This is a genomic window from Thermodesulfobacteriota bacterium (genome assembly GCA_040758155.1).
In the GTDB taxonomy this organism is placed as follows: Bacteria; Desulfobacterota; Deferrimicrobia; order Deferrimicrobiales; family Deferrimicrobiaceae; genus UBA2219.
This window is the reverse complement of the sequence record JBFLWB010000135.1, coordinates 14240-36635: the sequence shown is the minus strand read 5'-3', so window position 1 is coordinate 36635 and position 22396 is coordinate 14240. Positions and strand designations below refer to the sequence as shown.

The window sequence follows — 22396 nt, the reverse complement described above, 5'->3', positions numbered from 1 at the left end:
CTCCCATGAGATCCAATTTAACAGGCCCGGGGGGTAGAATCGAAGAATATCGATCCGCAGGGCGCCAACTTCCGACGAGAAGGAGGGACCCATGGATTTCTTCATGAGCCGGTTCGCCGCGCAGACCTACGCCGCGATGCGGATCGTCGCCGGGCTGCTCTACATGTGCCACGGCGCCCAGAAGCTGTTCGGGTTTCCCCTGCCCGTTCCGGCGGCTCCCCCGTTCATCCTGTACGTCGCGGGGCCCATCGAATTCGTGGGTGGACTGCTGATCGCCGCCGGCCTCTGCACCCGCTGGACCGCCTTTATCTGCTCCGGGCAAATGGCGGCGGCATACTGGTTCGCCCATTTTCCCCGGGGGCCCTTTCCCCTGGCCAACGGCGGTGAGCTCGCCGCCCTGTACTGCTTCATCTTCCTGTTCTTTTTCGCGAACGGACCGGGGATATGGAGCCTCGACGCAGCGTTTTTCAGCCGAGACGCCGGAACGCGGACGCCTTGATCGCGGCGTACAGCTCGCAGCCCTTCACGATCCCGAGCTCCGCGGCGGCATCTCCCGTCATCTCGGTGACAAGGGTGTTGCCGCCGCACGACAGCTCCGCCGCGATGCGCTCGCCGACCGTGAAGATGTCCGAGACCGCGCACTTGAGCAGGTTGCGGGCGCTGATCGCCTCGGGGTGCTGCTTGCAGATGAGGATGTCTCTGGACGACAGCTCGAAGAGCCCTTCCGACGCGCCAGCCCCTCCGGAGAGCAGCAGTTCCTCGGTTCCCCATCGAAAGGCGATGAGGCCGTTCCTCCGCCGGGGAGACTTCAGGGCGAGCAGGTTCGCGTAACCCGACGGGTATTGCCCCATCCGGGAGCGGGCCAGCGCGTCCGGCGTCGTCCGCTCCGCGATGCGTCCCCCGGCGAGGACGATCGCCTCGTCGGTCATCAGCCGCATTTCCATCAGCGAATGGGAGATGAACAGGAACGGTATGCGGAACCGCTCGCTCACCCCCAGCAGGAAGGGGATGATCTGGAGCTTGAGCCCCTCGTCCATCGCGGAAAGCGGCTCGTCCATCAGCAGCAGCCGGGGACTCGCGAGGACCGCCCGCCCCAAAGCCACCCGCTGCCTCTCTCCGCCGGAGAGCCCGCTCACCCCGCGCGCGAGCAGTCCTTCGAGCTGGAGGGCGTCCACCAGGGCGTCGAAGCCGACGGACCGCTGCTCCGCCGCGCGGCGCTTGTATCCGTAAAGCAGGTTCGACCGGACGCTCATGTGCGGGAACAGGCACGGCTGCTGGAACACGATGCCGATGCGCCGCCGTTCCGGGGGGACGTCGATCCGGGCGCTGCCGTCGAAGAGGCGAACGCCGTCGAGCGCGATCTCCCCGCGGTCCGGCGCGCGCAGGCCCGCAAGGATGGCCACGAGCGTCGACTTGCCGCTCCCCGATTCTCCGAAGACGCCGACGCGTTCCCCCTCGACGATGAAATCCGCTTCGAGGGAGAAATTCCCGAGCCGCTTCTCCACCTTCATCCGCAGCTCCACGGTCAGTCCCTCCCCGCCGGCTTCCTGCCGAGGAATTCGTGGAGAAAGAGGGCTGCCAGAGAGATCGCGACCGACACCGCACAGAGCGACATCGCGATTTCCTCCCCCGCGGGGGAGCCGGCGTAATCGTAGATCGCCAGCGGGATCGTCCGCGTGACGCCGGGGATGTTGCCCGCCACGATGACGGTCGCGCCGAATTCCCCCAGGCTCCGGGCGAACATCAGCGACGAGCCGGCCAGGATCCCGTGCCGCGACATCGGAAGGACGACGGTGAGCGCCGCATCGTACCAGGGGGCCCCGAGAGTCCGGGACGCCTGCAGAAGCTGCGGGTCTACGGACTGCATGGCGATTCGGATCGACCGGACCAGCAGCGGGAAGCCGACGACCGCCGATGCGATCACCGCCGCCTTCCACGTGAAGACGATCCGGACGCCGGCGGCATCCAGCATCCGCCCGATCCAGCCGTGCCGGCCGAGCAGGAGCAGCAGCAGGTAGCCGATCACTACGGGCGGCAGCGCCAGCGGGAGGTTCACGAAGACGTCCAGCAGCACCTTGCCCCGGAAGTCGCGGAAGGCGAACAGGTAGGCGAGGGCGACGCCGAATGGAAGCGACACGGCCACGGCCGTCAGGGCGACCTTGACGGATAGCAGGATCGCGTCGTAGTCGGCGGGGGTCAAGGCGGGCATCACCTGTCTCTTTATTTCAGCGAAAAGCCGTGCCGGACAAGCGCGGCCCTGGCCGCTTCGCTTCCGAGATACCCGTAGAATCGCACCGCATCCCCGTTATTCGCGCCGGCGGCGGTCAAGGCGAAGGGGTAGGTCACCCGCGGGTACAGCTCCTGGGGGACCTCGAAAAGGATCCTCGCGCGTTTGGCCAGCAGGGCGTCGGTCCGGTAGACGAACGCCCCGTCCGCTTCTTCCCGCTCCGCGTACAAGAGGCATTCGCGCACGTCCCGTGCCATGACCAGCTTCTTTTCGAGCTGCCGGCCGATCCCCGCGCGCGCCAGCGCCTCCGCAGCGTATTTCCCGGCGGGGACGCTCGCCGGGCTGCCGACGGCGATCCGCTCCAGCCGTGGGAGGTCCCGGATCGACGACACTCCCTTGTCCCCCGCACCGACGAAGACCAGCGTGTTGAAGGCGAACGTCCCGACGCTTTCCGCAGCCACAATGCGCCTCTCCTTCAAGTATTCCATCCACTCGATGTTGGCGGAAAGGAAGATGTCGGCGGGGGCGCCGTTTTCGATCTGCTTCGCGAGGGCGCCGGAGCTCCCGTAGTTTTTCAGGAACCTCGTGCCCGGGTTGTTTCGCGCGTAGGCGTCCGCGATCTCGTCCAGGGCATCCTTCAGGCTGGCGGCTGCGGAGAGACTGACCTCGCCGGCCCACGCGGGGACCGCCGGAAGCAGGAGGACCGCGAGGCAGAGCAACGCCATGAGGAGGTTCCGTCCGATCCCGTACTTCCTCGCCTTGTACCCGATCTGCCGCGGGGTGATCCCGAGAACGCGCGCCGCCTTCGACCGGTTCCCCTCCGCCTTGGCTAGCGCCTCCTCGATCATCGCCTTTTCGGCCTGCTCGATGGCGGACAGCGCGGGCGTTTGCCCGGCGGAAAGACCTGCCTCCTGCGGTGGCGATGAGGCGAGCCCGGACGCGGGCGCGGGGAGGGGAGCGCCCGGAGAAACGGCCAGACCGGGGCCGTTGAGGATGGAGAGCGGCAGCTCCGCTTCCCTCGCCTCGGTCCCTTCCGCCATGACGACCAGGTGCTCGATCGCGTGCTGCAGCTCCCGGATGTTTCCGGGCCAGGGGTAGCGCAGCAGCCGCTCGTAAACCGACCGCGACAGGCGGACCGATTTTCCGTTCTCCCGGTTGAAGCGGGAAAGGAAGTGCTCGATCAGCGGCGGGATGTCCTCGGGGCGCTCCCGGAGCGGCGGAAGGAAGATCGGGATGACGTTGAGCCGGTAATAGAGGTCCTCCCGGAAGGCGCCCGAGCGCACGGCGTCCTCCAGCGCGCGGTTCGTCGCGGTGACGAGCCGCACGTCCACCGAGATCGTCCCGGTGCCGCCGACCCGCTCGAACTGCCGCTCCTGCAGGACGCGCAGCAGCTTGACCTGGAAGGAAAGCGGCAGGTCGCCCACCTCGTCGAGGAACAGCGTACCGCCGTTGGCCAGCTCGAACCGCCCCCGCTTCTCGCCGACCGCGCCGGTGAAGGCGCCGCGGGCGTGGCCGAACAACTCCGTCTCGAGCAGCGTCTCGGGGAGCGCGGCGCAGTTGAGCTTCACGAAGGGGCCGTTCGCGCGCGGGCTGTTGAAGTGGATGAGCCCGGCGATCATCTCCTTTCCCGTGCCGCTCTCCCCCCGCAGGATGACGGTGGCGCTGCTCCGGCTCACCCGGTCCACCTGGCCGAACACCGCCTGCATCCGGTCGCTGACGCCGATGATGTTGTCGAACCGGTAGCGCCCTTTCAGCTCCGACTTCAGGGTGAGGTTCTCGTCGAGCAGCCGCTGCTTCTCGTCGCGGACCATCTCCCCGATCCGGACCGCCTGCGCGATGCTTCCCGCCACGATGGAGAGGAACTGGACGTCGCGGTCGAACGGGATGCGGTCCTCGAACAGCCGGTCGGCGGAAAGGACGCCGACCGTTTCGCCGCCGACCTTCACCGGGACGCACAGGAAGGAGATCGACTTCCGGTCCAGCTTCGCCCGGGAGCCCGTGCGGTCGAGGAACAGCGGCTCGTCGCCGATGGACGGCACCACGATCGGGCTGCCCGTCGCGACGACGCGTCCGACGATCCCCTCGCCCACCTTGTACCTGCCGCGGCGAACCTCCTCTTCCGTCATCCCGCAGGCCGCCACGATGGAGAGGTTCGGGCTGCCGGGCTCGCGCATCATGAACGTGCCGCGCGCCATCCCGAGCATCTGCGACAGGAGCTTGAGCACCTTGCCGCAGGTGACGCGCAGGTCGAGCGATTCGGTGAGCACCTTGCTGATCTCGTGCAGCGTCGTCAACTCGAGCAGCCGCTGTTCCACGTCGGACCGCCTGCGGGCTTCCGCCGCCGGTTTCGTGCTCATGTCCCCTCCGATTCGCGGAACGCCGGCGACCGCCGGATCAGCCTCGCGGCGGCATCCTCGACCTCCGCGGCGACCGGCGGGTGAAGCGCCCGCCTCCAGCGCTCCGGGATCCCGGCCGTTCCGTAATACGCCCCCGCGATCATGCCCGCGATCGCTCCCGTGGTGTCCGCGTCCTCCCCGCGGTTCACGACTCCCACGAGACATTCCTCGAAGGAGCGCGTCCCGAAGAAGAAGTGGAAGACCGTCTGGACCGTGTGGACGACGTAGGCGCTCGCCTCCCCGCGGTAGCGCGAGAAGTCGAACCGCGGATGCGCCGCGACGAGCGATTCGGCCTCCCGCAGCAGGCGGCTCCGCCCTTCCCCGCGCAGGGCGAGATGCACCATCCGGCCGACGCAGAGGCACGCGGCGTCGGAGAGCGGGTTGTTGTGCGTCAGATGCGCCTGTCCGATCGCGACCCGCTCGAGCAGGGCGTCGTCGCCGAGCGAGAACAGGGCCGCCGGAGCGATGCGCATCAGCGCGCCGTTGCCCGCCGCCCACTCGTTGAACGGCGCTTCCAGCCGATTCTTGAGGATGTAGCCGCGGATCCCGCTGCGGCAGGTCGCTCCCACGTCCGTCGGCCGGCCCCGCAGCCACGCGGCGAACCGCTCCGCGACCGCGGCGACGTCGAACTCCCTCGTTTCGAGCAATGCCTGCGAGAGGCACAGCGACATCTCCGTGTCGTCCGTCACCCGGCCCGGCTTCAGCTTAAGCCAGCCGCCCCCCGCGATCCGGTCGTGGACGCCGAACTTCGCCCGGATCTCCTCGGGCAGCAGGAATTCGGTCGTGGCCCCCAGCGCGTCGCCGATCGCCGCGCCCAGGAACGACGCCACGGCGCGGTCCGTCATCCCCTCGCGCCCGGCGGAAACTAGGCGCCGCCGCTCGTCAGCCGGTCCGGACGACGACATCGAAATCGCCTCCGATCACCAGGACTTCCTCCTCGCCCTTCAGCACCGCGCCGGGGAGCAGGTCGGCGCGAAAGAACACTTTGCAGAATGGGACGCGGACCTCCAGCACCCGCGTGCCGAACTGGAACGCCCGCTCGAAATCGTCCGTGAAGGAATTGAGGTTGTTCAGGCGCAGCCGCTTCCGGTTCCTGCCGAGCTCCGCCAGGACCTTGTGCTCCTGCAGGTCGTGGACGCCGCGGAACAGCGCGAAGGCGGCCGGCTCTCCGCGCAGGCGAAGCTCTTCCTGCACGTATTCGTAGAGGAGGTCGAACTGCGCCTGGATCGCGCTGGTCCGGGCGGTGCCGCGCATCCGGTCGACCAGGTACGCTCCGTATCCCTCCGAGTCGGCATCTCCGATCGGTCCCTTGTGGAAGGTCGGCGGGATCCCGATCCGGCTTTCGACCCATCCCTTGAGGACGGCTCCCTCCACGGAGTTCGCGTCGAACATCCATCCCCGCAAAAACCGCAGGTAGCTGTTCTTCAGGCTTTTCCGGCCGAGCGGGGAGGTTTCCCGCGACCACTGGTGGAGCTGGAACGCGACGTCCATGTGGTCCTGGAACGCCTGCGCGCGGTCGGCCGGATCGGCCAGCGAGCAAAGCCGCTCGAACAACTGGCGATGGAACCGCCGCACGCCCTGGATCTCGATGCGCTGCGGGTTCTCGTTGAACTCGGGCGCCGCGATCGCCCACGGCGGAAGGTTGCACAGGTTCATCCTCGATGGCTGCATACGACAATATTGTATAGCTTGATGTCCAATGTGGCTACGAAATTGTCCGCATTTCGCGAGCGGGAGGCGCAAAATCCGGCCTCGCGCAATAAATCCTCCTGATAACGGCACGTTGCGGCGCCGGCCCGGATTGGCACGGCGCTTGGAATACGACAGACAACACGGATCCGCCAAAGGAGGCGACGACCATGAGACAGATCGCGATTTACGGGAAGGGCGGCATCGGCAAATCCACGACGACCCAGAACACCGTGGCCGGGCTGGCCTCCCTCGGCAAGAACGTGATGATCGTCGGATGCGACCCGAAGGCCGACTCCACCCGGCTCATCCTCCACGCGAAGGCGCAGGCCACCGTCATGGACCTGGTCCGCCTCCGCGGCACCGTCGAGGACCTGGAGCTCGAGGAGGTGCTGAAGGTCGGATACGGGAACGTCCGCTGCGTCGAGTCGGGAGGGCCGGAGCCCGGCGTCGGCTGCGCGGGGCGCGGCGTCATCACGGCGATCAACTTCCTCGAGGAGAACGGCGCCTACACGCCGGACATCGACTTCGTCTTCTACGACGTCCTGGGCGACGTCGTCTGCGGCGGCTTCGCGATGCCGATCCGCGAGAACAAGGCGGAGGAGATCTACATCGTCTGCTCGGGCGAGATGATGGCGATGTACGCGGCGAACAACATCGCCAAGGGGATCCTGAAATACGCCACGTCCGGCCGCGTGCGGCTGGGCGGCCTCATCTGCAACTCCCGCAAGACCGACCGGGAGGCGGATCTGATCGAGGCGCTGGCGAAGCGGCTGGGCACCCAGATGATCCACTTCGTCCCGCGCGACAACCAGGTGCAGCGCGCCGAGCTGCGCAGGATGACCGTCATCGAGTACTCCCCCGACCACCCGCAGGCCGCAGAGTACCAGACGCTGGCCCAGAAGATCGCGGACAACAAGATGCTCGTCATCCCCTCTCCCCTCGAGATGGACGAGCTCGAGGAGCTGCTGATGGAGTTCGGGATCATGGAGGCCGACGATCCGTCGACCGTGGGCGTCGCGGAAGCGGCGGGTGGCGGGCGATGAAGACGGTCGAAGGCATCACCCGTGAATCGACGCTGGAGATGATCGGGGAGGCGCTCGAGGCGTATCCCGAGAAGGGGCGGAAAAAACGCGCCCCGCATCTTGCGCCCAACGACCCGTCCGCGTGCGCGGCCTGCGTCAAGTCCAACCGGAAGACCGTGCCCGGCGTCATGAGCGCCCGGGGATGCGCCTACGCCGGCGCCAAGGGCGTCGTCTGGGGGCCGATCCGCGACATGGTCCACGTTTCCCACGGGCCGGTCGGCTGCGGCTGGTACTCCTGGGGCACGCGCCGCAACCTCATGCAGGGCGTCCACGGCGTCACCAGCTTCGCCATGCAGTTCACCTCCGATTTCCAGGAGAAGGACATCGTCTACGGAGGCGACAAGAAGCTGAAGGCCCTGCTGGCCGAGACGCGCGGGCTGTTCCCCCTCGCAAAGGGGATCTCGGTGCTGTCCGAGTGCCCGGTGGGGCTGATCGGCGACGACATCAACGCCGTCGCGAAGGCGTCCACGAAGGAGCTCGGCGTCCCGGTCGTCCCGTGCAACTGCGAGGGGTTCCGCGGCGTGTCGCAGTCGCTGGGTCACCACATCAGCAACGACACGATCCGCGACTACATCATCGGGACGCGGGAGTTCGCGGAGCCGGAAACGCCGTACGACATCGCGCTGATAGGCGACTACAACATCGGAGGGGACGTCTGGGCGGTCAAGCCGCTGCTCGAGGAGATCGGCCTCAACGTCAAGGCGACCTGGACCGGCGACGGCGAGATGGAGCGGATCGCGGCGACCCACAAGGTGAAGCTCAACATCGTCCACTGCTACCGGTCGATGAACTACATCTGCCGGGTCATGGAGGAGAAGTTCGGCATCCCCTGGCTCGAGCTGAACTTCTTCGGTCCGACGAAGATCCGCGCCAGCCTGCGCAGGCTCGCGGAGCATTTCGACGGCCGGATCAAGGAAAACGTCGAGAAGACGATCGCGAAGTACGACCCGATCATGCAGGCGGTGGTCGACGAGTACCGCCCGCGGCTCGAAGGGAAGACCGTGATGCTGTACGTCGGGGGCTTGCGTCCGCGCCACACCGTCGGCGCGTACGAGGACCTGGGAATGACCGTCGTCGGATCCGGATACGAGTTCGCCCACGGCGACGATTACGAGCGCACCGCACCCGAGATGCCCGAGGCGACGGTGATCTACGACGACGCCTCCGAGCACGAGCTCACCCATTTCGTCGAGAAGCTCCGGCCGAGCCTGGTCGGCAGCGGAATCAAGGAGAAGTACCTGTTCCAGAAGATGGGGATCCCGTTCCGGCAGATGCACAGCTGGGACTACTCGGGGCCGTACCACGCCTACACCGGATTCCCGATCTTCGCGCGCGACGTCGACATGGCGGTCAACAGCCCCACGTGGTCGCTCGTCAAGTCACCGTTCTGAAAGGAGAGGCGCCGTGTCGAACTACCTCGGACTGGAAGTGAAGCCGCTCACGGAGCCCGGCATGGAAGAAGTCGAGCGCGTGGCGGCCTGGACCCGCACGGAGGAGTACCGCGAGAAGAACTTCGCCCGGCAGGCGCTGGTGATCAATCCCGCGCACGCGTGCCAGCCGCTGGGCGCGGAGCTCGCCGCCCACGGCTTCGAGGGGACGCTCCCCTTCGTCCACGGGTCGCAGGGCTGCGCCTCGTACTACCGCTCCACGTTCAACCGGCACTTCCGGGAGCCGGCGCAGGCCGTCTCCGACGCGATGACCGAGGACGGCGCGGTGTTCGGGGGGCAGAACAATCTGCACGAGGGGCTGGAGAACGCCGTCGCGCTGTACAAGCCGAAGATGCTGGCGGTGTTCACCTCCTGCATGCCCGAGGTCATCGGCGACGACCTGACCGCCTTCATAAAGAACGCGCGGCAGAAAGGGTCCCTCCCGGCCGGCCTCCCGGTTCCGTACGCCAACACCCCGAGCTTCAACGGTTCCCACGTCCACGGCTACGACGCCATGCTGCTCTCCATCCTCCAGACGCTGACGGAGGGGAAGGCGGTCGAGGGGCGCTGCACCGGGAAGCTCAATTTTATCGCCGGATGCGATTTCAACACCGGCAACTACCGGGAGTACAAGCGGATCTTCGAGGAGTTCGGGATTCCTTACACCTTCCTCGCCGACATTTCCGACACCTTCGACTCGCCGCTCGACGGCGCGTACCGCATGTACGCGGGCGGCACGAAGCTCGAGGACGCGGCCGACGCGATCAACGGGAAGGCGACGCTGACCGTGGCTCCTTATGCGGCTTCCAAGACGTTCGCCTGGATCAAGGACAATTTCGCCGGCAGCCACGCCTCGATCCCGACGCCGTTCGGGATCGCGAAGACCGACGCGTTCCTGATGAAGCTGTCGGAGCTGTCCGGGAAGCCGGTCCCGGATTCACTGCGGGCCGAGCGCGGGCGGGCGGTGGACGCCATGACCGACGCCCACCAGTACATCCACGGGAAGCGGTTCGCCCTCTACGGAGACCCGGACTATCTGGCTGGCTACGTTTCGTTCCTGCTCGAGATGGGCGCGGAGCCGGTCCACATCCTGTGCAGCAAGGGGAGCAAGAAGCTGGAGAAGGAGCTGCAGGCGCTGCTGGCCGCCTCCCCCTACGGGAAAAAGGGGAAGACCTGGATGAACAAGGATCTGTGGCACCTGCGCAGTCTCCTGTTCTCCGAGCCGGTGGACGCGCTGATCGGCGACACGCACGGGAAGTTCGCCGCGCGCGAGGCGAAGATCCCGCTCTTCCGGTTCGGCTTCCCGGTGTTCGACCGCGTGAACCTGCACCGCTACCCGCGGATCGGGTACCGGGGCGCGGTCAACATGCTCACGGACATCTGCAACAAGTTCCTCGATATCAAGGACGAGACGTGCGAGGAGCGCTTCTTCGAGATGATGCGGTAGAGGGCGAACCGATGGCGAGGCCGGATTACTACGACGCTCCGGAATGCGATACGCAGGAGAAGGGCGCCCCGAAGTTCTGCCGGAAGTCGGAGCCGGGCGAGGGGACGGAGCGCTCCTGCGCGTTCGACGGCGCGCGCGTGGTGCTGATGCCGGTCACCGACGCGATCCACCTGGTGCACGGCCCCATCGCGTGCGCCGGAAACTCCTGGGACAACCGGGGGGCGCGATCCTCCGGCTCCCAGTTGTACCGCCGGGGCTTCACCACCGAGATGCTCGAGAACGACGTGGTGTTCGGCGGGGAGAAGAAGCTGCGCCGGGCGATCCTGGACCTCGCGGATCGTTATGCGGGCGAGGCGAAGGCGATCTTCGTCTACGCCACCTGCGTCACGGCGATGACCGGCGACGACATCGAGGCGGTCTGCAGGGCGGTCTCGGGCGAGGTGCCGATCCCCGTCATCCCGGTGAACACGCCCGGCTTCATCGGCGACAAGAACATCGGCAACCGACTGGCGGGCGAGCTGCTGTTCCACCGGGTCATCGGGACCGCCGAGCCGGAAGCGGTCACGCCGTACGACATCAATCTGATCGGCGAGTACAACATCGCCGGCGACCTGTGGGGGATCCGGCCGCTGTTCGAGCGGCTGGGGATCCGTATCCTGTCGTGCATCAGCGGCGACGCGAAATTCGAGGAGCTCCGGTACGCCCACCGGGCGAAGCTCAACGTCATCGTCTGCTCCAAGTCGCTCACGAACCTCGCCCGGAAGATGAAGCTGCGGTACGGGATGGAGTACATCGAGGAGTCGTTCTACGGGATGGCCGACACGGCGAAGGCGCTTCGCGACATCGCCCGGATGCTCGACCTTTCGTGCGGAGGAGCCGACGACACCTCCATGCGCGACCGCGTGGAGAAGCTGATCGGGGAGGAGGAGGCGCGCTGCCGGGAGCGGATCGCCCCCTACAGGGCCCGCCTGGAGGGGAAGCGTGCGGTGCTGTTCACCGGGGGGGTCAAGACCTGGTCGATGGTCAGCGCGCTGCGGGAGCTCGGGGTGGAGGTGCTGGCGGCCGGGACGCAGAACTCGACGCTGGAGGACTTCCACCGGATGAAGGCGCTCATGCGCGCGGACGCCCGGATCATCGACGACACCTCCTCCGCGGGGCTGCTGGCGGTCATGTCGGAGAAAATGCCCGACCTGGTCGTCGCGGGCGGCAAGACGAAGTTCCTCGCGCTCAAGACGAAGACGCCGTTCCTCGACATCAACCACGGCCGGTCCTACCCGTATGCGGGGTACGAGGGGATGGTCACCTTCGCGCGGCAGCTCGACCTGACGGTCAACAGTCCCATCTGGCCGGCGATCGACCGTCCTGCCCCGTGGGAAGGGGAGGAAGGCGCAGCCCTGGCCGGCGCCGCCGCTTCGCACGCGGAGTCGCTGCTTTCCGAGGACCTTTCCGCGTCGCGCGTCAAGGTTCCCTCCAAGCCGGCGTCGGTGAACCCGCAGAAGAACTCCCCCGCGCTCGGCGCCACCCTGGCGTATCTCGGCGTCGACCGGATGCTCGGGCTGCTCCACGGGGCCCAGGGCTGCTCCACGTTCATCCGGCTGCAGCTCTCCCGTCACTTCAAGGAGCCGATCGCCCTGAACTCCACGTCGATGAGCGAGGACGCCGCGATCTTCGGCGGCTGGGGAAACCTGAAAGCGGGGATCGGAAGGGTGATCTCAAAGTTCCGGCCCGGGATAGTGGGTGTGATGACGTCCGGGCTGACCGAGACGATGGGCGACGATGTCCGCAGCGCGATCGCGCAGTTCCGGGAGGAGAATCCCGGATTCGACGCGGTGCCCGTCGTGCGGGCTTCCACTCCCGACTACTGCGGCTCGATGCAGGAAGGGTACGCGGCGGCGGTCGAGTCTCTCCTCGACACGCTGGCGGAAGGGGGGGAGACGATCCCCGGCCAGGTGACGCTCCTTCCGGGCAGCCACCTGACGCCCGCGGACGTCGACGAGATCCGGGAGATCGTCGAGTCGTTCGGCCTTTCCGCGATCGTCGTCCCCGACCTTTCCGGGGCGCTCGACGGCCACGTCGACGACGCGGTCTCCCCGCTCTCCACGGGAGGAATCCCTGTGGAGGAGATCCGGAAGGCGGGGCGCAGCCAGGCCACCCTTTTCGTCGGCGATTCGCTGGCGAAGGCGGCGCTCTCCCTGCGGGAGCGGTTCGGCATCCTGGCGTACGGTTTTTCGTCGCTGACCGGCCTGCGCGAGGTCGACCGCCTGATGGCGGCGCTTTGCGGGATCAGCGGAAGGCCCGTGCCGGAAAGGGAACGCAAACGCCGCAGCCGCCTGGTGGACGCGATGGCCGACAGCCACTACCAGTTCGGGGGAAAGCGGGTGGCGCTCGCGCTCGAGGCGGACCTTCTCATCGGGATGACGCGCTTCCTCGCCTCGATGGGCTGCGAGATCCAGACCGCGATCTCCGCCACCCGGACGCGCGGCCTCGACGCGCTTCCGTGCGGCTCCGTCTTCGTGGGCGACCTCGAGGACCTCGAGACGGCGGCGCGGGGGGCCGACCTGCTGGTGGCGAACTCGAACGGCAGGCAGGCGGCGGCGAAGCTGGGCATCCGCTCGCATCTGCGGGCGGGGCTTCCGGTGTTCGACCGGCTGGGCGCCCACCAGAAGGTGTGGGCCGGGTACCGGGGGACGATGAACCTCGTCTTCGAGGCGGCGAACCTGTTCCAGGCGGCGGCCGGCGGCGGGCGGGAGCATGCCCACAACTGACGGAACCGGAGGAGAGCGATGAAGGTGGCATTCGCAAGCACGGACGGCAGGACGATCGATGAGCATTTCGGGGCGGCGAAGCGCTTCTTCGTGTGGGAGATCGGCCCCGGCCGGGCGGAGTTCGTGTCGGAGGTCGCCGTGCAGGAAGGCGGAGAGGGCGACGAGGAGGACCGCATCGCGGCGCGCGCGAGGCTCCTGGCCGGCTGCGCGATCGTGTGCATGACGCGGATCGGCGGGCCCGCCGCGGCCCGGCTGGTCGCCGGGAGGATCCATCCCATGAAGACGCAGGAAGAGGTTCCGGTGGAGGAGATGGTCGGAAGGCTGCAGGCGGTTCTCGGCGGATCGCCGCCCCCCTGGCTGCGGAAGGCCATGGCAGGTTGATCGGAAATACCGACGGAAACGGAGGATAAGGGCATGCCGTACATCACGGGACTGACGAGAAACGGGCAGGAGTGGACGCCGATGTTCGTCAAGGCGATCGACGAGGAGCTGTGCATCGGCTGCGGCCGCTGCTACAAGGTGTGCGCCCACGACGTGCTCGGTTTCGAGGAGCTGGACGAGGACGACTCCGCGAAGATGCTCATGAAGGTCGAGAGGCCCGGCAACTGCATCGGCTGCCAGGCGTGCGGCCGGACCTGCGCCAAGAAGGCGTTCGCGTTCGAGCCCGTCGCGCTGTCATGAAGCCGCCGGCGGCAGCGGAGCATCCCTGCTTTTCCATGGATGCCGCGCACCGTTTCGCGCGCCTCCACCTTCCCGTCGCGCCCGGGTGCAACATCAAGTGCCTCTACTGCAACCGGAAGTTCGACTGCGTGAACGAGAGCCGCCCTGGGGTGACCAGCTCGGTCCTGACGCCCGTCGAGGCGCTCGAGCGGTTCATCGAGGCGAAACGACTGCTGCCGAACCTGCGCATCGTCGGCATCGCGGGGCCCGGCGACGCGATGGCGAATCCGGAGGAGACGTTCGAGACGTTCGGGCGCATACGGGCGGCGGATCCTTCGGTGGATTTCTGCTTCTCGACCAACGGCGTCGCGCTGCCGGATCACATCGATGCGGTCCGGAAGGCGGGGATTCGTTACATCACCGTCACGATCAACACCCGCCGGCATGAAACCGCCTCGATCCTCTATCCATGGGCGATGGACGGAAACGTCCGGCTCGAAGGGCCGGAGGCGGCGCGGTTCATCCTGAGACGGCAGGAGGAGGCGCTCGGCTCCCTGAAGGGGCTCGGCGTCCTTCTGAAGGTGAACACGATCTGCATCCCCGGCATCAACGACGCCGAGATCGCGTCGATCGCCGCCTGGGTGCGGGACAAGGGAGCCGGGATCCTCAACGTGATGCCGTTCATCCCGACGCCGGGGACCTGGTTCGAGCGGTTCCCGATGGTGAGCCGGGAGGCGCTGGAACGGATCCGCGCTTCGGTCTCGGAGATCCTGCCCCAGATGCGTCACTGCCGCCAGTGCCGCGCGGACGCCGTCGGCACCGTCCTGAACGAGAAGCCGGTCTTCCTCGATGCCAAGGCGAGCCTGCGCGCGGTCCCGGCGCAGGCGACCGCCGCGGGACCGGCGGAGAAGGGAAGTGGAACGCGCCGCTTCGCCGTCGCCTCCTCGAACGGATATTCCGTGGACACCCATTTCGGCCACGCCGCGGAATTCCTGGTATACGACGCGGCGCCGGACGGCATCCGGTTCGTGGAGCGGCGCGCGGTGGATAAATATTGTCCGGGGGAGGAGGCGTGCGACCGGGCCGAAGCGCGCCTTCCCCGGATATTGGCGGCGATCGCGGACTGCCGGGGCGTGCTGGCGATCCGGATCGGGGACGCCCCAAGGCGGACGCTCGAAGCGCGCGGCGTGTTCGTGTCGATGACCTGCGACCGGATCGAGGACGCGCTCCGGGACGCCTGCGCTTCCCTTGACGCGGCGGAGACCGGGCGCACCGCATCCTGAAAGGAAGGGGCCATGGACGGAAAAGACACGGGAAGAGTCCGCCTGATCGACACCACGCTGCGGGACGGCGAGCAGGCGCCGGGGGTCTCGTTCGCGCCGGAGGAGAAGGTGCGCCTCGCCCGGATGCTGGACGCCGCGGGGATCGACGAGATCGAGGCGGGCACCCCGGCAATGGGCGGCGGGGAGGCCGACGCCGTCCGCCGGATCGCGTCTCTGGGGCTGCGCGCCCGCGTCACGGCCTGGAACCGGGCCGTCGAGGCCGACATCGACGCTTCCGCCGCCTGCGGGGTGAAGGCGGTCGCCGTCGCGCTGCCCGTGTCGGAGCGCCATATCGCGGCGAAGCTGGGAAAGGACCGGGAGTGGGTGCTCGCGCGGCTGCGCGCCTGCGTCTCCCACGGCAAGCGGCTCGGCCTTTTCGTATCCGTCGGCGCTGAGGACGCCTCGCGGGCGGAGCCGCAGTTCCTGGCCGACTTCGCACGCGCCGCCGAGCGGGCGGGCGCCGACCGGGTGCGATTCTGCGACACGGTGGGAGTGCTCGACCCGTTCGCCATGTTCGAGGCGGTTTCCCGGATGGTCGCGGCCGTGGGCATTCCCGTGGCCGTCCACACCCACGACGACCTGGGGATGGCGACGGCGAATGCGCTCGCCGCGGTGCGCGCGGGTGCATCCTTCGTGGACGTGACCGTGAACGGGATCGGGGAGCGGGCCGGCAACGCCGCGCTGGAAGAGGTCGTGATGGGGCTGCGGCACGCCTTGCTGCGGGAAACGGCGGCCGAACCCGCGATGCTCGGCGTCCTGTCGCGCTTCGTTCGCCGCGTTTCGGGGCATCCCTTGCCTCCCTGGAAAGCGATCGTCGGGGAAAACGCGTTCCGGCACGAGTCGGGGATCCACGCCGACGGCGTTCTCAAGGACCCGGGGACTTACGAGCCGTTCCCTCCGGAGACCGTCGGCGCGTCGCGCCGGATCGTGCTGGGGAAGCATTCCGGGCGCGGAGCCGTCGCGCACGTTTTCCGGTCGATGGGGCACCAGATCACCGCCGAAGAGGCGGGAGAGATCCTGTCGCTGCTGCGGGAAAGGAAGCGCCCCGCATGAACGCGCCCGGAGGCGAACGGGAGATCCGGTTCGCGCGCCCGGACGACCTTCCGTCGATCGTCTCCCTGCTGGGGGAGCTGTTCGCCATCGAGGAGGATTTCCTGCCGGATCCCGCGCGGCAGAGGCGCGGCGCGGAGCTGATTCTGGGGAATCCGGAGGTCGGGCGGATCCTCGTCTGCGAAACGGGCGGACGGGTGGCGGGAATGGTGAGCCTCCTGTTCACCGTGAGCACCGCGGAGGGCGCTCCCGCCGCGTGGCTGGAGGACCTGGTGGTCGAGCCTGCCTCCCGGGGAAGGGGAATGGGGCGGGAGTTGCTCGAGACGGCGATGCGATTCGCGGAGACGAAAGGGCTTGCCCGGATCACGCTGCTCGTGGACCGGACGAACGAGGGAGCGAAGCGTTTCTACCGGCGGCAGGGTTTCAGGGAGTCGGCGATGCTCCCGATGCGCAGGACGGTTCCGCAGGGATAACGATTTTCGCCCGAATCGTCCGTTTTCTGATGTGGAATCCCGAAACGACGGACTAATATTGTACCTGTCCCCGCCGAAGCCGCGCCGGAACCGGCGGGACGGGAGGAGGGCAGGCCATGTCCCAGCGGGCAAGGCAGCTCGTGGAAGACGCGCGCAAGGCCATATCGTCCGTCGAGGAGCGGATCCTCCTCCATCCGTACCTGGAAGCGCTGGAAAAGCGCCGCATGGGGAAGGGGAAGCTGGCGCTGTTCGCTGGCCAGCAGCGGCACATCGTGGAGAGCGGCCTTCGCAGCGTGGGGCGGGTCTCCTCCCGGGAAGAGTCGCGGAAGGCGCGGGAGTTCCTCGGCGCGATGCTTCGGGGGGAGACGGCGGCGCTGGAGGCGCTCGGCGCTTTCGGAAAGGCGCTGGGGCTGTCGACGGAGCAGTTGCGCGCGACGGAGCCGATCCCCGGCGCTTTCGCCTTCAGCGCGTATGTGGCATGGCTCTCCGTATACGGAACGACGGCGGAATTCGCGGGGGCGTTCCTTGCCAACCTGGATGCTTGGGGGAGGAACTGCGGACGCCTCGGCCGCGCGCTCCAGTCGAACTACGGCTTCGCCGCTTCGGACCTCGTATTCTTCGAGCTGTTCGCCGGAGAAAAATCCGGCTTCTTCGAACAGGGGATCGCGGTGTTGGAGGATGGGCTGGAAGAGGGGGTGGATCCCGCGCGAATCCGGCGCGCCGCCCGCATGCTGCAGGGATACGAGCTGATGTTCTGGGACACGATCTGGGACGCCTCCAGGAGCTGATGGTGGCCATGCAGAATCTGATATAAGGGAAGTGAAATTTCCGGAGGTTCCATGACAGGTAGTGCCTTAAAAAAAGTTCCTGACCGCCAGGAGGATCGGGTAGACCTCAGGGATTACGTTCCTTCCTTGCTTCGATCTCTGGATAATCCCCAGGTGGATATTCCAAGGATCGCCCGTGACGAGAAATTATCGTCCATGGTCGAAAACGCCGTCCTGAGGGTTCCAACCTGCCATGAGGTTCGCAATGCCGACGCTCGCCACTTGGGTTTTCTCGAATCCGAGAGCGTCCACCTGGTGTTGACTTCTCCCCCATACTGGACCCTCAAGGAATACAACGTCGGAGAAGGGCAGATGGGGTACATCGCGGACTACAAGGAGTTTCTCCGCGAACTGGACCGTGTATGGACCGCATGTCTCCGCGCTCTCGTTCCCGGAGGGCGCCTCATTTGCGTTGTGGGGGATGTATGTCTTTCCAGAAGGAAGAACTCCGGTGAGCACACGGTGGTTCCCCTTCATGCCTCCATCCAGGAGCACTGCCGTGAAATCGGCTATTCCAACCTTGCCCCCATCATCTGGTACAAGATCGCCAATGCTGCATACGAGGCCAACGGGAACGGGGGAGGATTTTTGGGGAAGCCGTATGAGCCGAACGCGGTGGTAAAGAACGACATCGAGTTCATTCTGATGGAACGAAAACCCGGGGGCTACCGTAAACCGGACCTCGCAACGCGGGTCCTCTCGATCATCCCCGCGGAAAAACACAAGGAATGGTTTCAGCAGGTCTGGACAGGAGTCACCGGGGCTTCTACCCGGCACCATCCGGCACCATTCCCTTTGGAACTTGCCGAGCGGTTGATACGCATGTTTTCGTTTGCGGGTGACACGGTGTTCGATCCGTTTATGGGCACGGGAACGACGAACGTCGCAGCGGCCCGGTGGGGAAGAAACAGCATCGGCTTGGAGATCGACCGGGAATATTTCGACATGGCATGTAACCGGTTTTCCCGCGAGACGCAAAACCTCTTCGGGAAAGCCTCACTCAAGATATCGAAGCGGTAGGCGGCATGGACCAGGAACCCCTCGATCGCAGGATCAGGGACGCAATCAGGAGATATTGGGCAACCCGCCAGAGCCAGCATGAGCATCAGGGCGTGTCGAAAGGTTTGAAGGATGCGGGCAATCGAGCGGCTGTCACAGGCGGAGCCCATATTGACGGTTTTATCGATTTGATGAAGGAACTTCTCTTCGAGTCCGGCCTGAGGGAAGCGGAAGTGGTCGTGGCTCGGAAACAGGCCATTCTTCCCGGGTACTTCCGGCCGACCAAGCAGTGGGATCTTCTCGTGATATCCGGGAAGAAGCTGATCGGGATCATCGAATTCAAATCCCAGGTGGGGCCGTCCTTCGGCAACAATTTCAACAATCGCGTCGAGGAGGCGCTGGGAAGCGCAACAGATCTATGGAAGGCCTTTCGTGAAGGCGCGTTTCGGCTTTCGGAGCGACCTTGGCTCGGTTACTTCATGCTCCTCGATGACTGCCGGGCGTCCGTTTCGTCCGTACGGCTGGACGAACCGCATTTTCCCGTTCTCGATGTGTTCCGGGATACATCCTACACCGACAGGTATCGCATATTCTGCGAACGGCTGGTTCTTGAACGTCTATACGACGCCGCCTGCTTCATGACATCGAATCAGGAAGGCACAGCGATGGGCGACTATACGGAACCCTCGCCGGATCTGAGCTTCAGGACTTTCGCGACTTCGCTGATGGGCAGGGCGGTCGCTTTCTCCAAAATGCGGGAATAGTCGCTTCTCCCTCCACGGAGCGTGTGATGAGCGTGCAATTCGTGTACACGATGAAGGGACTCGGGAAGGTCTACGGCCAGAAGCGGAAGGTCCTCGAAGACATCTGGCTGTCGTTCCTACCCGGGGCGAAGATCGGCGTGCTCGGGCTGAACGGCTCGGGCAAGTCGACGCTGCTGCGGATCATGGCGGGCGAGGACAAGGAGTTCCTCGGCGAGGCGGGGCCCGCGCCGGGGATCTCCGTGGGGTACCTTCCGCAGGAGCCGCGGCTGGATCCCTCGCAGACGGTGGCGCAGGCGGTCGAGGAGGGGGTCGCGGAGACCCGCGCGCTGCTGACCGCGTTCGAGGCGGTCAGCGCGAAGTTCGCCGAGCCGATGGACGACGCCGCGATGGAGAAGCTGCTCGCGGAGCAGGCGCGGCTGCAGGACGCGATCGACGCCTCGGACGCCTGGGAGCTGGACCGCAAGCTCGAGATCGCGATGGACGCCCTCCGCCTCCCCCCCGGCGACATGCCGGTGGGGCCGCTCTCGGGAGGGGAGAAGCGCCGCGTGGCGATTTGCCGCCTCCTGCTGCGGCAGCCGGACCTCCTGCTCCTCGACGAGCCGACCAATCACCTCGACGCCGAGTCGGTCGCCTGGCTGGAGCGCCACCTCGCGGAGTATCCGGGCACCGTCGTAGCCGTCACGCACGACCGGTATTTCCTCGACAACGTCGCCGGGTGGATCCTCGAGCTCGACCGCGGGCGCGGCATTCCCTGGGAGGGGAACTACTCCTCCTGGCTCGAGCAGAAGGGGACGCGGCTCGAAATGGAAGAGAAGGCGGCGACCGCGCGGCGCAAGACGCTGGAGCGGGAGCTCGAGTGGATCCGGATGGCCCCGCGGGCGCGGCACGCCAAGGGGAAGGCGCGCCTCAACGAGTACGAGAAGCTGCTCGGGCAGGACACGCTGGACCGGGTCGAGGCGGGGGCCATCTCCATCCCGCCCGGGCCGCGCCTGGGCGATGTGGTCGTCGAGGCCGAGGGGCTCTCCAAGTCGTACGGCGACCGGGTGATCTTCGAGAACATGACTTTTCGCCTTCCGCGCGGCGGGATCGTCGGGGCCATCGGCCCCAACGGCGCCGGGAAATCGACGCTGCTGCGGATCCTCACCGGACAGGAGAAGCCCGATTCCGGGGAGCTGAAGATCGGGCAGACCGTCAAGATCGCCTGCGTCGACCAGTCGCGCGACGCGCTCGACCCGGCGAAAAGCGTCTGGGAGGAGATCTCGGGGGGGGCGGACTCGCTCGAACTCGGGAAGAGGAAGGTCGCCTCCCGCGCGTACGCCGCCGCGTTCAACTTCAAGGGACCCGACCAGCAGAAGCGGGTTGGGGATCTCTCCGGGGGCGAGCGGAACCGGGTGCACCTGGCCAAGCTGCTCAAGGAGGGGGGGAACCTCATCCTCCTCGACGAGCCGACGAACGACCTCGACGTCGACACGCTGCGCTCCCTGGAGGAGGCGCTGCTGGACTTCGCGGGATGCGCGGTGGTCGTGTCGCACGACCGGTGGTTCCTGGACCGGATCGCAACCCACATCCTCGCATTCGAGGGCGAATCCTCGGTCGTCTGGTTCGAGGGGAACTACCAGGATTACGAGGCGGACAAGAAAAAGCGGCTGGGCGTCGACGCCGACCAGCCGCACCGGATCCGCTACAAGAAGCTGACGCGCTGAAAGCCGGCGGGGCCGGCTTCCGCGTTCCTTATCTCTCCGTCCGCCGCTGCCGGCGGTCGTCTCCCCGGTACGATTCCCGCCGCGAGCGGCCGGGACGTCCCTGAAAGGCGTTTTTCCCCGCGCGGGGGAACGGGTCCTTGGTGTGGACCAGGGAAAGCGCGGGCACGCCGTGCGCATGCCGCGGATCGAGGTCCGTCGGAGGATCGGGGCGGTGGCCGGAACGGAACGGATGCTCCGCCGCCACCGGCAGGTGCTTGCGGATGAGGCGCTCGATCATGACCAGGAAGGGGCGCTCCTCGTAGGAGCAGAAGGACCACGCGGTGCCGGATGCGCCTGCCCTTCCCGTGCGGCCGATCCGGTGGACATAGCTCTCCGGCTCGTTGGGAAGGTCGTAGTTGATCACGTGGGACAGCTCCACGATGTCGATCCCCCGGGCGGCGATGTCCGTCGCCACCAGGACCCTCGTCAGCCCCTTCTTGAAATTGCCCAGCGCCTTTTCGCGCGCGCTCTGCGTCTTGTTGCCGTGGATCGCCTCCGCCCGGACGTTGCAGCGCGAAAGCTGCTTCGTGAGCCCGTCCGCGCCGTGCTTGGTGCGGGTGAAGACCAGCGCGTTCTTGACGGAACCGCCGCTCAGCAGATGTTTGAGCAGCTCGATCTTCTCGTGCTTCTCGACGTAATGGATCCGCTGCTCCACGGCCTGGGCGGGGGTCGCCGCCGGGGTCGCCGCCACCTTGACCGGGTCGCGCAGGATGGTGTCCGCGAGCCCCTGGATCTCCCGCGGCATCGTGGCGGAGAAGAAGAGGGTCTGCCGCTTCGCGGGCAGCTTGTCGATGACCCGGCGGATATCGTTGATGAAGCCCATGTCGAGCATCCGGTCCGCCTCGTCCAGAACGAAGGTCTCGACGGCCTGCAGCCGGACGAGCCGCTGCGACATGAGGTCGAGCAGCCGCCCGGGCGTCGCCACGAGGATGTCGATCCCCCGGCGAAGCGCCTGGGCCTGCGGGCCCTGGTTGACGCCGCCGAAGACGACGGCGTGCTTCAGCCCCGTATGCCTGCCGTACATGCCGAAGCTCTCCGCGACCTGGGAGGCCAGCTCCCGCGTGGGGGTCAGCACGAGGACGCGGATGGGCCGCTGCCCGCTCGCCTTCCACGGGGCCTCCTGGAGCCGGTTGAGGATCGGGAGGGCGAAAGCGGCCGTCTTCCCGGTGCCGGTCTGCGCGCAGCCGAGGACGTCCTTCCCCTCGAGCAGGGGGGGGATCGCCTTCTCCTGGATGGGGGTCGGGGTGGTGTAGCCAATCTCCGCGACGGCGCGGAGGAGTTCGGGGCGAAGCCCGAACGATTCGAACGAGCGGTTCCCTGCCGTAGTTCCCTGTTCCTGCATGTTCTTTTCTTCTCCTGACGTTTTTCACCAAGCACAATCGTTGGGCGGGTGGTTGCCCGTCCGGTCTTCCGCGCGGTGAAGTCCAAGGAGAAGCTTGAGGCCGGGTCGCTGCTGCCGGACCCGCTCCTTCGAAAAAACCCTTTGGGAGAGGATTGCGTCTCGGGATATTTGATCTTGAAGA

General features: G+C 66.8%; 20 protein-coding genes. 14 read left to right on the top strand and 6 right to left on the bottom strand.

Going from position 1 to position 22396, the window contains the following annotated elements:
• The first annotated feature begins 91 nt into the window (after positions 1-91).
• Positions 92-499 carry a DoxX family protein gene (locus tag AB1346_09050; protein ID MEW6720583.1) on the top strand — a complete coding sequence of 136 codons (408 nt, stop codon included), beginning with the start codon at positions 92-94 and terminating at the stop codon, positions 497-499.
• Here AB1346_09050 and modC read toward each other — a convergent pair.
• Genes modC through AB1346_09025 form a run of 5 tightly spaced genes read right to left on the bottom strand, consistent with a single transcriptional unit; the run spans position 468 to position 6279 of the window.
• The gene (gene modC, locus AB1346_09045; GenBank protein ID MEW6720582.1) at positions 468-1523 is read right to left on the bottom strand and encodes a molybdenum ABC transporter ATP-binding protein; all 1056 of its coding nucleotides are present in this window, start codon (positions 1521-1523) and stop codon (positions 468-470) included. The genes AB1346_09050 and modC overlap by 32 nt on opposite strands.
• A gap of 2 nt (positions 1524-1525) precedes the next feature.
• On the bottom strand, positions 1526-2209 hold the full coding sequence (modB, locus tag AB1346_09040; GenBank protein MEW6720581.1) for a molybdate ABC transporter permease subunit: 684 nt from the start codon (positions 2207-2209) through the stop codon (positions 1526-1528).
• Positions 2210-2220: 11 nt separating this feature from the next.
• Positions 2221-4584 carry a nif-specific transcriptional activator NifA gene (gene nifA, locus AB1346_09035; protein ID MEW6720580.1) on the bottom strand — a complete coding sequence of 788 codons (2364 nt, stop codon included), beginning with the start codon at positions 4582-4584 and terminating at the stop codon, positions 2221-2223.
• A complete protein-coding gene (gene draG, locus AB1346_09030; GenBank protein MEW6720579.1) occupies positions 4581-5468 on the bottom strand; it encodes an ADP-ribosyl-[dinitrogen reductase] hydrolase in 888 nt (295 codons plus the stop codon). The genes nifA and draG overlap by 4 nt, the downstream gene beginning before the upstream one ends.
• A 37-nt stretch (positions 5469-5505) precedes the next feature.
• Complete coding sequence (locus tag AB1346_09025) at positions 5506-6279, bottom strand: NAD(+)--dinitrogen-reductase ADP-D-ribosyltransferase (GenBank protein ID MEW6720578.1); 774 nt, start codon at positions 6277-6279, stop codon at positions 5506-5508.
• A gap of 203 nt (positions 6280-6482) precedes the next feature.
• On the opposite strand from AB1346_09025, the gene nifH reads away from it, so the two are divergent.
• From nifH to ettA, 13 genes are all read left to right on the top strand, one after another.
• Complete coding sequence (gene nifH, locus AB1346_09020; GenBank protein MEW6720577.1) at positions 6483-7358, top strand: nitrogenase iron protein; 876 nt, start codon at positions 6483-6485, stop codon at positions 7356-7358.
• On the top strand, positions 7355-8788 hold the full coding sequence (nifD, locus tag AB1346_09015) for a nitrogenase molybdenum-iron protein alpha chain (GenBank protein MEW6720576.1): 1434 nt from the start codon (positions 7355-7357) through the stop codon (positions 8786-8788). Before nifH ends, nifD begins: the two co-directional genes overlap by 4 nt.
• Positions 8789-8801: 13 nt before the next feature.
• The gene (gene nifK / locus AB1346_09010; GenBank protein MEW6720575.1) at positions 8802-10271 is read left to right on the top strand and encodes a nitrogenase molybdenum-iron protein subunit beta; all 1470 of its coding nucleotides are present in this window, start codon (positions 8802-8804) and stop codon (positions 10269-10271) included.
• A gap of 11 nt (positions 10272-10282) precedes the next feature.
• Entirely contained in the window at positions 10283-13036 is a 2754-nt protein-coding gene (locus AB1346_09005) for a bifunctional nitrogenase iron-molybdenum cofactor biosynthesis protein NifEN (protein ID MEW6720574.1), read from the top strand.
• Positions 13037-13054: 18 nt separating this feature from the next.
• Positions 13055-13417, top strand: coding sequence for a nitrogen fixation protein NifX (gene nifX / locus AB1346_09000; GenBank protein MEW6720573.1), 363 nt, complete (start codon positions 13055-13057; stop codon positions 13415-13417).
• Between the two features lie 33 nt (positions 13418-13450).
• Complete coding sequence (gene fdxB, locus AB1346_08995) at positions 13451-13717, top strand: ferredoxin III, nif-specific (GenBank protein MEW6720572.1); 267 nt, start codon at positions 13451-13453, stop codon at positions 13715-13717.
• A 35-nt stretch (positions 13718-13752) separates the two neighbouring features.
• On the top strand, positions 13753-14979 hold the full coding sequence (locus AB1346_08990; protein ID MEW6720571.1) for a NifB/NifX family molybdenum-iron cluster-binding protein: 1227 nt from the start codon (positions 13753-13755) through the stop codon (positions 14977-14979).
• A gap of 12 nt (positions 14980-14991) precedes the next feature.
• Positions 14992-16071, top strand: coding sequence for a homocitrate synthase (gene nifV / locus AB1346_08985; protein ID MEW6720570.1), 1080 nt, complete (start codon positions 14992-14994; stop codon positions 16069-16071).
• Positions 16068-16541 (top strand): GNAT family N-acetyltransferase, encoded by a 474-nt coding sequence (locus tag AB1346_08980; protein ID MEW6720569.1) that lies wholly within the window; start codon positions 16068-16070, stop codon positions 16539-16541. Before nifV ends, AB1346_08980 begins: the two co-directional genes overlap by 4 nt.
• A 116-nt stretch (positions 16542-16657) precedes the next feature.
• The gene (locus tag AB1346_08975; protein ID MEW6720568.1) at positions 16658-17329 is read left to right on the top strand and encodes a hypothetical protein; all 672 of its coding nucleotides are present in this window, start codon (positions 16658-16660) and stop codon (positions 17327-17329) included.
• A gap of 51 nt (positions 17330-17380) precedes the next feature.
• Positions 17381-18388 (top strand): site-specific DNA-methyltransferase, encoded by a 1008-nt coding sequence (locus AB1346_08970; GenBank protein MEW6720567.1) that lies wholly within the window; start codon positions 17381-17383, stop codon positions 18386-18388.
• A gap of 5 nt (positions 18389-18393) precedes the next feature.
• Entirely contained in the window at positions 18394-19131 is a 738-nt protein-coding gene (locus AB1346_08965) for a PaeR7I family type II restriction endonuclease (protein MEW6720566.1), read from the top strand.
• Between the two features lie 26 nt (positions 19132-19157).
• The gene (gene ettA, locus AB1346_08960) at positions 19158-20834 is read left to right on the top strand and encodes an energy-dependent translational throttle protein EttA (GenBank protein ID MEW6720565.1); all 1677 of its coding nucleotides are present in this window, start codon (positions 19158-19160) and stop codon (positions 20832-20834) included.
• 28 nt (positions 20835-20862) lie between these two features.
• Here the strand turns inward: ettA and AB1346_08955 are convergent, their stop codons facing one another.
• On the bottom strand, positions 20863-22215 hold the full coding sequence (locus tag AB1346_08955; GenBank protein ID MEW6720564.1) for a DEAD/DEAH box helicase: 1353 nt from the start codon (positions 22213-22215) through the stop codon (positions 20863-20865).
• Between the last annotated feature and the right edge of the window lie 181 nt (positions 22216-22396).

Bases quoted from the DNA above. Each gene is read 5' to 3' on its own strand.
- nifX (MEW6720573.1), top strand. From the start codon at position 13,055: ATGAAGGTGGCATTCGCAAGCACGGACGGCAGGACGATCGATGAGCAT.
- modB (MEW6720581.1), bottom strand. From the start codon at position 2,209: ATGCCCGCCTTGACCCCCGCCGACTACGACGCGATCCTGCTATCCGTC.
- nifD (MEW6720576.1), top strand. From the start codon at position 7,355: ATGAAGACGGTCGAAGGCATCACCCGTGAATCGACGCTGGAGATGATC.
- nifA (MEW6720580.1), bottom strand. From the start codon at position 4,584: ATGAGCACGAAACCGGCGGCGGAAGCCCGCAGGCGGTCCGACGTGGAA.
- nifH (MEW6720577.1), top strand. From the start codon at position 6,483: ATGAGACAGATCGCGATTTACGGGAAGGGCGGCATCGGCAAATCCACG.
- AB1346_09005 (MEW6720574.1), top strand. From the start codon at position 10,283: ATGGCGAGGCCGGATTACTACGACGCTCCGGAATGCGATACGCAGGAG.
- AB1346_08990 (MEW6720571.1), top strand. From the start codon at position 13,753: ATGGATGCCGCGCACCGTTTCGCGCGCCTCCACCTTCCCGTCGCGCCC.
- AB1346_08970 (MEW6720567.1), top strand. From the start codon at position 17,381: ATGACAGGTAGTGCCTTAAAAAAAGTTCCTGACCGCCAGGAGGATCGG.
- AB1346_09025 (MEW6720578.1), bottom strand. From the start codon at position 6,279: ATGAACCTGTGCAACCTTCCGCCGTGGGCGATCGCGGCGCCCGAGTTC.
- AB1346_08975 (MEW6720568.1), top strand. From the start codon at position 16,658: ATGTCCCAGCGGGCAAGGCAGCTCGTGGAAGACGCGCGCAAGGCCATA.
- AB1346_08965 (MEW6720566.1), top strand. From the start codon at position 18,394: ATGGACCAGGAACCCCTCGATCGCAGGATCAGGGACGCAATCAGGAGA.
- fdxB (MEW6720572.1), top strand. From the start codon at position 13,451: ATGCCGTACATCACGGGACTGACGAGAAACGGGCAGGAGTGGACGCCG.
- draG (MEW6720579.1), bottom strand. From the start codon at position 5,468: ATGACGGACCGCGCCGTGGCGTCGTTCCTGGGCGCGGCGATCGGCGAC.
- AB1346_08980 (MEW6720569.1), top strand. From the start codon at position 16,068: ATGAACGCGCCCGGAGGCGAACGGGAGATCCGGTTCGCGCGCCCGGAC.
- nifV (MEW6720570.1), top strand. From the start codon at position 14,992: ATGGACGGAAAAGACACGGGAAGAGTCCGCCTGATCGACACCACGCTG.
- AB1346_08955 (MEW6720564.1), bottom strand. From the start codon at position 22,215: ATGCAGGAACAGGGAACTACGGCAGGGAACCGCTCGTTCGAATCGTTC.
- AB1346_09050 (MEW6720583.1), top strand. From the start codon at position 92: ATGGATTTCTTCATGAGCCGGTTCGCCGCGCAGACCTACGCCGCGATG.
- ettA (MEW6720565.1), top strand. From the start codon at position 19,158: ATGAGCGTGCAATTCGTGTACACGATGAAGGGACTCGGGAAGGTCTAC.